Annotated in this window: 8 protein-coding genes and 1 pseudogene; 3 read left to right on the forward strand and 6 right to left on the reverse strand. The window is 37.2% G+C overall.

Features of this window, described 5'->3' with window-relative positions:
* Window positions 1–68: 68 nt before the first annotated feature.
* The gene (locus AN490_RS22795) at window positions 69–320 is read right to left on the reverse strand and encodes an ATP-binding protein (protein WP_300007319.1); all 252 of its coding nucleotides are present in this window, start codon (window positions 318–320) and stop codon (window positions 69–71) included.
* Between the two features lie 1,003 nt (window positions 321–1,323).
* On the opposite strand from AN490_RS22795, the gene AN490_RS22800 reads away from it, so the two are divergent.
* Both AN490_RS22800 and AN490_RS22805 read left to right on the forward strand, forming a co-directional pair.
* The gene (locus AN490_RS22800) at window positions 1,324–2,607 is read left to right on the forward strand and encodes a hypothetical protein (RefSeq protein ID WP_300007321.1); all 1,284 of its coding nucleotides are present in this window, start codon (window positions 1,324–1,326) and stop codon (window positions 2,605–2,607) included.
* Window positions 2,600–3,868 carry a HEAT repeat domain-containing protein gene (locus tag AN490_RS22805; RefSeq protein ID WP_300007323.1) on the forward strand — a complete coding sequence of 423 codons (1,269 nt, stop codon included), beginning with the start codon at window positions 2,600–2,602 and terminating at the stop codon, window positions 3,866–3,868. The genes AN490_RS22800 and AN490_RS22805 overlap by 8 nt, the downstream gene beginning before the upstream one ends.
* 89 nt (window positions 3,869–3,957) lie before the next feature.
* Here AN490_RS22805 and AN490_RS22810 read toward each other — a convergent pair whose 3' ends face one another.
* From AN490_RS22810 to AN490_RS22820, 3 genes are read right to left on the reverse strand one after another with little or no spacing between them, the layout of a single operon-like run.
* Window positions 3,958–4,134 carry a hypothetical protein gene (locus tag AN490_RS22810; RefSeq protein WP_300007326.1) on the reverse strand — a complete coding sequence of 59 codons (177 nt, stop codon included), beginning with the start codon at window positions 4,132–4,134 and terminating at the stop codon, window positions 3,958–3,960.
* 15 nt (window positions 4,135–4,149) lie between these two features.
* Window positions 4,150–5,217 carry a metal-dependent hydrolase gene (locus AN490_RS22815; RefSeq protein WP_300007328.1) on the reverse strand — a complete coding sequence of 356 codons (1,068 nt, stop codon included), beginning with the start codon at window positions 5,215–5,217 and terminating at the stop codon, window positions 4,150–4,152.
* On the reverse strand, window positions 5,217–6,170 hold the full coding sequence (locus tag AN490_RS22820) for an ATP-binding protein (protein ID WP_300007330.1): 954 nt from the start codon (window positions 6,168–6,170) through the stop codon (window positions 5,217–5,219). The genes AN490_RS22815 and AN490_RS22820 overlap by 1 nt, the downstream gene beginning before the upstream one ends.
* A gap of 415 nt (window positions 6,171–6,585) precedes the next feature.
* On the opposite strand from AN490_RS22820, the pseudogene AN490_RS22825 reads away from it, so the two are divergent.
* A pseudogene (locus AN490_RS22825) lies at window positions 6,586–8,081 on the forward strand (reverse transcriptase domain-containing protein).
* Window positions 8,082–8,196: 115 nt separating this feature from the next.
* Here AN490_RS22825 and AN490_RS22830 read toward each other — a convergent pair.
* Together AN490_RS22830 and AN490_RS22835 are read right to left on the reverse strand one after the other, a co-directional pair.
* Window positions 8,197–8,862, reverse strand: a complete 666-nt coding sequence (locus AN490_RS22830) for a DNA-binding protein (RefSeq protein WP_300007333.1) — start codon at window positions 8,860–8,862, stop codon at window positions 8,197–8,199.
* Between the two features lie 365 nt (window positions 8,863–9,227).
* Window positions 9,228–9,728: a helix-turn-helix domain-containing protein gene (locus AN490_RS22835; protein ID WP_300007335.1), complete on the reverse strand. Its 501-nt coding sequence runs from the start codon at window positions 9,726–9,728 to the stop codon at window positions 9,228–9,230.
* Between the last annotated feature and the right edge of the window lie 46 nt (window positions 9,729–9,774).

Genomic DNA, 9,774 nt, shown 5'->3' on the forward strand with positions numbered 1-9,774 from the left:
TATAAATTAACGAATACCTTATAAATAGGGTGTTTCACGGTTTTTACAAAACTAAACATATATCGATTTTATTGGGCCGACTTACTTAAGTCTATCAAAATAACTTTAATTTCTGGGAACAGTGACGGTAATTCATAAGCCATTGATTTTAAGGTTTGAGTCTTACCACTGCCAGATGTCCCTAAAACTACTGCATGACCATTTCTTAAAGTAGCCGGATTCCAATAGCATTTTTCCCCTAAGAATATGCCAGAGTGCGATTTTTCTTTCTCAATTACTTTATTTTGTGGTTTAAGTGTAGCTTGTGGTAATGGCTTCATAATTAATTGGTTTTAAAGCTTGTGTGTTTAGATTTAAAAGTTTTAGTGGTATGGAAACCATTATTATATCTATGCTATAGCTTTTTTGATGTTAAACGATCATTTAACGACCTTTCAACATCTGAATCAACATGGGCAGAATTGAATCAAGATTAGTGATCGCTGTCGGTCAGATTATATAAGTATGATGACTTTGACGTAAAATCTCCTACCGTAGGGATTTTATCCGATGATTGGCTTTATTCAATGGCTTTCTATACTTTTGTTTCTAACGTTAATTGGGCAGAATTTGATGTAGTAGAAGCGTTGATTGAGGAGTTGTTAGCGGCGCGGCGGGTTATTGTTTAAATTCTCGACAGCATAATTGGTGTGATTTTACCATAGCACTGTCAAGTAATTGCGCTGATTCAACGTTTATATTGAATAAGGGTGCTGTAGCATTATGTCTTTTGGATTAGCCTTTTATAACTTGGGTAAGAGGCTTAATCTGTTGGATTCATCAGAATAGGAACAAGTGGTTATATACTTCAATTTATAAACAAGATCATTTTCGTATCAAGGGCATTGTCTCTCAATTATTAATTTCCTCAAAACTGAAGGGAGGAACAAAGTACATTGAACCCAATACTCTGTAATACTTCCAACCTTGTTAAACATAAAAAGATATAGATAAATTTCCACCCTTATTGATTCCATTGTCAATAATTTTGGTCGGAAAATCCCATTTTATGTTGGTGTTCATTCTAAAATGGGTTTGATATTTTTAATGGACTTACCTTTCAAATCATTTCAGTGTAAGCTTTTTATCTATGATTGTCCCCCTTTCAGTCCTCAAAGTCATGATCGATCAAAACTTGCTAAAACCAGAAATAAATTGCTTTTTTGAGTGTAGATCAACTCAAAAAATTTAGATAGTTTATAGGCGATAAAAGTAGTACTTATCTATTTCAAATACTATCTGTTTTTACAAATAAAACTTTATATAATACAAGCGTAAAATTTTATGAATCAGATACATCAAATTACTAATAACAACAAAAAATATGTTAAACCAGTCACTTTTATCTTGGTATTAATGTCTTTTTTAGTGGGAGGAATAGCTATAATATTTTTTTCGTATAAACCACCTGTTCCTGATTTGCCAGATTATAACAGATTAATGACCATATTGGATGATAAGCCAGAAAATAAAGAAGTATCGAAAAAAATACTAGATTGGTTACAAAAAGAAGAAAAATTTTTATATTGGAAAAGGATTCATACAATAAAAAAATCTGAATTTGTTGAATTAGCCATTATTAATCACCTACAACGTAAAGCAATAGCTCTTAGACATTTAAAAAGATATTCTGAAGCACTTCACGAATTAACCAAAGCCGAGAATAAACTTAGTAAATTACAACAAGAGTTTAAGTGTGAATCAGGAGCAAAAAACTCACCCTGTAAAGATATTAATCACCTATTTAGTATGACATATACATACTTCTCTAACGTTTATCAAGATATTGAAGATAAATTTAATGCCGAAAAATATCTTAAACTCGCCATTAATTTTTCGAGGGGATATCCAGAATATTATAGATATTTAGGCTATTTAATTTACTTTTATGGAGTAAATAATGATTTTCACCAAGCTCTGAATATAACGTTAACACTGTTAGAAAAAGCTATTGCCTCAAAAAATAAAGAAGAGATATATAAATTATCAGTTCTGGCTAAAAATTTATATTATCAATTATTTCAAAGTATAAGTTGGGACTTAAAAACTGGTCAATTACGAGAAAAAGATCCACGAGATTTTATGGATACAAATGGTATAGGAATTGGTAGAATATCTAAATACGGAATGAGCGAGAAAAAAGAGGATCTTCCAACATTTGTCGCAGTTCAAATTGGATATGAACTAATGACGATAACAAAAACTTTTAAAGAAGATGATTTGGATAAACAAGCTAAACGAGAAAGTTATGGTTCAGTAGAAAATTTGAAAAAAAACTACAATATTAAAGCGTATATACTAGAACAAATATCTCAAGATAATTTTGAGCCAATTGTAAAATACTTATCTTATGAAATTTGGATGAATTTATTTGTAAGCAAAGATGGAAAACTTAAATGTTCTAGTGATAAAGAAGTTGATATTAATATTGATTTAGTCAAGGAAAAATTAGAAAATTCTCCAGCAAATACAGTACAGAATTCGACAATTCAGGCTATTGAAATAATTGATTTGGGAAATCAGTTTTTAAATAAATATTGTACTAAGGAGAAATTAAAAAATGATTGAGGAAGCAAATAATAACCAACCTAACAGTAGGATAGATACTTGGAAGAAAAGGCTCGAAGTGATAGGATTAATTATTGGCATACCTATAGCACTTGTAACAATAATAAAATTCTTTATAATGCCGAGTGCTAAATTAGAAATTGTTGATTTTCAAGTTGATAACAAAACATCCCATCCAGAAGTTCAAATAAAACTTCTGAATAAAGGAGATAATATAGCTTTTTTGAAAGGAGCAGAATTAAAATTTACACAAGTAAAAATCTCTCAAGATGAAAGAGAGTATGCGGCTGAAGTCAAACCTAAATTTTATGATTGGTTAATTAGTAATCAAGATATAGAAAAAAAAATAAGTTATTATCCGTTATCTCGAAAAATCGAAGTGAAGGATGCTGATTATATTATTTTGAAAATTGGCTTAGAAAAGCTTCATGCCAAAATAGAAGGTGATGCTAGGCTAAGTATTTATTATGACAAAAATAAAAAAATTGATGCGGATTTTACAAAAAAAATCACCATAAGTAATTATGCCGGAGAAGTTCCTAAATTCTCAATGTCTAATGATTCAAGAGAACTAGTGACACAACTTGAATTAACAAAAACTCCCTATACAATTGAAGAAATAATCTCAGAATTGCGCCAGAGAAAGTATGAGCCTGCTATTTCTAGCATACGAAAATATCTCAATTATTCTGAACCTGAAGTTCGAGCAGCAGCAGCAGCATATTTCAGTCAACTTAAAGATAGAGAAGTGATTCCAGAACTGGCTAAGAATTTGAAAGATAATAATCCTTATGTAAGAAAACAAGTTAGTCAAGCCTTGATATTTCAAGCTGAAGAATCACTAGATGAACTAGAAAAACAGATGAATAGTGGTGAACCCACAATCAGAGAAATTGTTGTAAATATTTTGGGTAATATAAAAAACCAAAGGTCTGAAATGCTACTGTTTAAAGCCATAGATGATAGAGGTGTTACAAAAGTAATTTCTGGCGAAGAAGTATTAGTATCTGCCAGTGCAATTCGAGCGTTGGCAAAAATACATTCTAAACATCTTTCTGATAGAATTGTTCAACTTCTGAATGATGACAACCTTAGTGTAAAACTTGCTGCACTTGATGCAACAGAAACTCTTAAGCTAAAGAAAGCCATACCAAAGCTAGTTAAAATGCTAGATTCACCAGAAAAACGAATTCGTAAAAAAGCACATCAGGTATTAATTCATCTAACAGATTTAGATTATAATAATTCGCAATTAAATTGATAGTCAGTGCAATTATACGGCTTTAATACTGGGTCTTACCACCCCACATGATCACCAAGCTTACCAGCTTTGGTGAAAGTAAAGCTACCCTATACAAAGGTCATTTCATCCCTACCTACCCTTGGGGTAACACCAATCAATTCTTTTACCTTAGCTGTACTCAGTATCCACTGATGAGTAACAGCTTTTTCTAGTTCCTCATATTCCACCAGGGGCGATAGCGAAGCGCTGCTGCAAGCAGTTCGCTTATTGCCAATATATCCCATCAGGTTTAATCATAATTATTGACTACTAACAATTGACCGAATTTGCAAACTACCGCTGGCGAATTCATCCCCTAAGAATTTCATCACAACTTTTAGCGGTGCAGCTTCTAATTTAATATTACTAGGTGATGCCTCAATAAACTTAAATTGATAAGGATCACGGGGTAAAACTGAAGTGTCAAAATCATCAACTGACAAATCACCACTAATGAATACATTTGTATTAGTGCGGTTAAATTTAGCGAACTGCTTGCAGCAGCGCTTCGCTATCGCCTCCCCAATAACCTGATCTTCCACAAATACCGATTCAATAGTAGTAATAGCAGGTGTAGAAACATCTGCTGTAATTTGTTCAATAACAATTTGACTATCAGGGTCAGTTGCGGCTTTATATAGTTTATTTGTTTTAGGTTCTAAGACTATAAATCCAGTCCCGTTAGGTTGAATAATCTGAAATTGTCCATCAACTTTTGATCTATCACCGGCTCTCACTCCCTTAATATTGGCAATAATTTTATGGGTACTTCCAGAACTATTATAAACACCCTGTACTCCCGATGTAGAGGCAATTAAGCGGTTAAACTGGGTTAAAATTCCCCCCTTACTATTGATGCTAAAAGCTGATAGAGCGATCGCTATTAAAATACAAAGTATAAAATATTCAGCATTACTCCCTGTTTTCAAACGTAAGTTTCTATTACCAGGACAAACACAACGCACAGGAGAAGGCCAGAACATCTCCACACCACCGCGAGTAAAGCAATCAGCAAACCAGCCAAAGGTGTACCCAATAGTTAACGCTGATGCTATAGGAATAAATTGGGGAATAAATATTGCTGTTCCATAGGAGGCGATCGCCACCACTGCACTGGCAACTATAGAATGAGTCATACTTCTATGGGGCATTGTTTCTTGGAAATAGCCACTTATCCAAGGAAAAACCTTACCTGCTGGAGAAGTAGAAACATCAACATCAGGAAGTAAACCACCAATTGCACCAACAGCAATCAAAACCGGGTCAGCAGTTTGCAGTAATAAACTGGTGGCAGTTCCACTAATTAATAGGTGAGATATTCCCAACATTACCTGATTCTCCTTTCCTCTTGAGGCAAACTGTAAAGCAGTCGGGAGAGTCCTAAGAATATAGCCGCCGCGATGCCACCGAAGATTACACCAACTACCAAAATTAATGGTGTGATGTCAAAATATCTTCTGTGATCAGCCCCTTCAATATCTAAACCTAAATATTCCTCCTCAATTGCCCTAATTGCTAACATTGGATTACCCCCGGCGCGTTCTTGCAGTTTAGATAAATCGGCAGACGTTAGGGCGATCGCTCTTTCTTGCGCTGCTGCTTTCATAATTTGTCTGATTGCCTTTTCTGGTAAAGGTTTCAGTTCGATTCTGGGAATATTAATAAAGATATCTGATCGCGGTGGGTCTGTAGCTAAAACCAGCATCGGTACACCCTTACGGCGTAACTGTTTCAGCCAAATTCTAAATTTCATGTCGCAACTTTGAGCATCATCGAGGACGATAAAAGCTGTGTTTTCTGAGAGGAATTGGGCGATAGCGAAGCGCTGCTGCAAGCAGATCGCTCTTTTGAGTTTTTCCACAGTTAAATTTTTTCCCTCTATATCTTCAGTGGGAAGTTCAAACTGCTGGGTAATCTCTAAAAGCATTTGTTTGGGAGTAGTTGGTTCAACAAAGGCCACCAAAAACCCATCACAGGTTAATTTTTCTACAACGGCATTTCCTAAGACAGATTTACCACTCCCCTCTTCTCCCACAATTAAAATTGCCCCATTAGCGAGTAATGATGCTGTGGTGCGGTTTAATTCAGCTTGTCTGTAAATGGTAAACTCACTGGTTGGTAATTCTTCTTCCTCATTCTTGAGGGATGGTTTAAGAAGCTGTGGAAATACAGAGTGCGATTCGTTGTTAGCTGAATCACGGTACTCAGTCCGTACATAAGCTAACCAACCCAACTCTAGTAATAGAGAAAAGGTTGAACTCTCGGTCTGATATGGGTGCAAGTCCCATCTACCAGACTCAGGTATGACTCCCTATCTGCCTACGATGACCCGACTCGGTTTCGGGAGGTCGAAGCTAGGAACAGGACGCAATCAGACATCCGGTTCCCATGGTGAAACAGAGCCTCAAAAAGCAACTTATTCCGGAGCAGGACACAACATCAAAAACCTGACTTCATTGGAGCTAATTCCCGCCGCATCGTCTGTGAATAGCGGCAAGAGTCTAGGGAATCCAGTAGTTGAATTGGCTACACCTAACGGAACTATCAATCAACCGAGGGAACGAATAAAAACGGATTGAAGGTCTTAGGGCGGTCGAACCCTAGGTAGGCTGGACGAGCAGCGGAACTCCTTCAATTCGGGTAGGACAGACCGGAATTGGTCTGAGGTGTTCAGAATACACAAATTGGAGCAGAGCATGATTAGACACAGAGATAACTAAGCGTGAATCCTGGAAGACGTTGCCTTGGAAGAAATTCCGCCGTAACTTATTCCGCCTACAAAAACGAGTGTACAAAGCGGTTCAAGTTGGCGACAAGCGCAAAGCAAAGTCCCTACAAAAGCTGATTCTGAAATCAACCGCTCTCATTCGAGCAAAGGTTTGAACTGAATGAAAAACTCAGAACCGAATGTAATGACTGGAAACACCAGGGATTACGTGAAATACCCATTCCTAAAAAGGATGGAAAAACCCGGATTCTCAAAGTCCCCACTATTGCAGATAGGGCGTATCAATGCCTTATCAAATACGCATTAGAACCAGCGCATGAAGCAACCTTCCATGCTAGGAGCTACGGGTTTAGGACGGGACGCTCGGCGCATGACGCGCAGAAATACCTGTTCATCAACCTAAACTCATCTTGCAACGGAATAGATAAAAGAGTTATAGAACTCGATATCGAAAAATGCTTTGACAGGATAAACCACACCGCCATTATGGACGAACTCATCGCTCCTTACAGCATAAGACAAGGTATTTTCCGATGTCTCAAAGCCGGAGTTAATCCAGAGTTTCCCGAACAAGGAACACCTCAAGGTGGGGTAGTAAGTCCACTATTAGCTAACATCGCCTTAAATGGGATTGAAAGTATTCATAGATATCACAGGATATCCAGCTACAGAATTACAGACAAGACCTCAAGGGAACATATTATTGAGCCAACAATCCGTTATGCGGACGACATGGTGATAATACTCAGACCTCAAGACGATGCAATAGAAATACTTGATAAAATCAGTCAGTTCCTAGCAGAACGGGGAATGAAAGTCAGTGAGAAAAAGACAAAGCTAACCGCCGCGACAGATGGGTTTGATTTCCTCGGCTGGAATTTTAAAGTCCAGAAAAACGGGAAGTTTAGATGTGTTCCATCAGTGGACAACTATAAATCTTTCCGCAAGAAAGTAAAATTCATCGTCAACAACTCGAATTATGGTGCTACCACAAAGGCTGAGAAATTAGCCCCTGTAGTTAGAGGTTGGAGAAATTACCACCGCTTCTGCAAGATGGACGGGTCTAGAAACTCGTTATTCCACATCGAAACAAGAGCTTTCAGGGTACTCAATAAGGAAGCTAAACAGAACCGCTATACCAGTAAGCAATTACTAGATAAAGCGTTCCCATCAGTTCCTTACTCCGAAGGTAAACACATCATGGTCAAAGGGGAGAAATCACCCTACGACGGAGATTTGAGTTATTGGAGCGAGCGTAACAGCAAGCTCTATAACAACGATACCTCTAAAGCCCTCAAACGGCAAAACCATAAATGTGGTCATTGTGGATTAAAAATGCTCAATGATGAGAAGGTACATCTTCATCATGTTGATGGAAACCACAAAAATGGTAAATCTAAAAACCTTCTAGCCATTCACGAAAGCTGCCACGATTACATACACATGAGCAAAAGCGAAAGTTAAGAACATCGGAAGCTGGGTGCAGTGAATTCCCCCTCGACTCTACCAATTACGGACAAGATAATTGATTGGGGATTGAATGAACTCACAGCCAGCAAAAAGCCACTTACAACTAATTTCAACCAATTAGTTCCAGTCCGTCTTCTCTTTGGGTTTCCTTGATTTTCTGCATTGCTAAATTGATCAGGTTCTGGGGATTGTACGCGGCTTTGTTGGTATTGCTGCGTGATTGCGTAAAATTTCCTCTCGCACCCTCCAATTGCGCTTTTAAATCTGATGGCAGTTGATCTGGATTTTGGTAAAAATGAGTGGCGATTCCTACGGAGCGCTTCGCTATCGCTTCTTGAGCAATTAACGTCCCTGCGGCTTTTTCTGCCCCAGCCCGAACCATACTATTTATATCACTATCAGGGATAAAAGCAGGATTTAATGATGTAGCGTTTAACTCTTGTGCTGCATCGGTAATTTCTGATTCTTGACTCAACACAAGATTGCTTGCATCATCTAAGCCATCAGATTTTGTACTTGGTTCTGTACAAATTTTGGGACTTATTTCTGTACTTTCATTCTCGATGACTACGCCACCTAGGCTATCAGATTGTACGGATTCCAATTTTTTAAGCTCTTTCCATTCCGCAACTAGGGGACTAATATCTGAAAAACTTCCGCCGCCTAATTGCTGTCGTACAATATCTCTGTTTATTTTTTTATTTTCACTATGTAAGTTTTCACAAATTTCAAAGACTTTATCCTTCAAACTTGGCTCTAAAGGTGTACTTGTCATAGTTTTGTAAAGAATAATTTGTACTATTTTACTATACAAATATTACTTTATGTATCAGTGATTGTACAAGAAAATTATATAAAAAAAGCGACGTTGTACACGCCGCTATTAATTGTACGGGAAATTTTGATACATCAATTAAAATCAATGAAAATGATAATTAAGTGATTGTCAGTTGTCAGTAGGGGCGAAGCATTTGGAAGATAAATTATCGGTCATTGCCAAAAATAGTTCTCCAAATGCTTCGCCCGTACAGTTGCAAGGACCAATGACCAAAGATTAAAAACTCTCTTGGTGACAACTCCGACAGGTTCATTATGGTATATCGTTGGCTTTTACTTTGCTATTGTCGTGGTTTGTCGGCATTATAATATTTCATCTATATAAGCATTTAAGCAGCTTCTTTTTACCCGCCATGATCTACCAATTTTCTTAGCTGGTAATTGACCATTAGCGATCGCTTCTTTAAGCATTTCCCTTGGGAACCCCGTTAGTTGATGGCACTCATCAACGGTTAATACAAGTTTGTCGCTGGCCTTTAGTTGTTGCCCAACCAGAAGCAATTCCACCATTGCCGATAGTTTGGAAATATCGCCAACCTCGACAACCCCGACAGGCTCATCGTGGTATATTGTTAGCTCATTCTCGTCTAATGTCGCGGTTTGTCGTGGTTCTGCTATTTGTTCGTAAGCTGGTGTGACCACCTTAGTTTTAAACTTTATTTTATCTAAATCTGATTGCTGAAATACTGCTATATCACTTGTTTCGCCTTTTTCGTAGGTACATGATAAGATACCTGCTTTAACGTGCCTTTCTATGGTTCTTTCACTACAACCTAAATATGCTGCGGCTTCTTTTTTGTTCATTGTACTTTGGTCGGATTTAAACCACGACATCTATTATATCATTGTC

The organism is Anabaena sp. AL09, from assembly GCF_001672255.1.
Taxonomy (GTDB): domain Bacteria; phylum Cyanobacteriota; class Cyanobacteriia; order Cyanobacteriales; family Nostocaceae; genus Dolichospermum; species Dolichospermum lemmermannii.

Coding starts and splice junctions, on each gene's coding strand:
- AN490_RS22805 (WP_300007323.1), top strand. CDS start 2,600: ATGATTGAGGAAGCAAATAATAACCAACCTAACAGTAGGATAGATACT.
- AN490_RS22795 (WP_300007319.1), bottom strand. CDS start 320: ATGAAGCCATTACCACAAGCTACACTTAAACCACAAAATAAAGTAATT.
- AN490_RS22810 (WP_300007326.1), bottom strand. CDS start 4,134: ATGGGATATATTGGCAATAAGCGAACTGCTTGCAGCAGCGCTTCGCTA.
- AN490_RS22835 (WP_300007335.1), bottom strand. CDS start 9,728: ATGAACAAAAAAGAAGCCGCAGCATATTTAGGTTGTAGTGAAAGAACC.
- AN490_RS22830 (WP_300007333.1), bottom strand. CDS start 8,862: ATGACAAGTACACCTTTAGAGCCAAGTTTGAAGGATAAAGTCTTTGAA.
- AN490_RS22815 (WP_300007328.1), bottom strand. CDS start 5,217: ATGTTGGGAATATCTCACCTATTAATTAGTGGAACTGCCACCAGTTTA.
- AN490_RS22800 (WP_300007321.1), top strand. CDS start 1,324: ATGAATCAGATACATCAAATTACTAATAACAACAAAAAATATGTTAAA.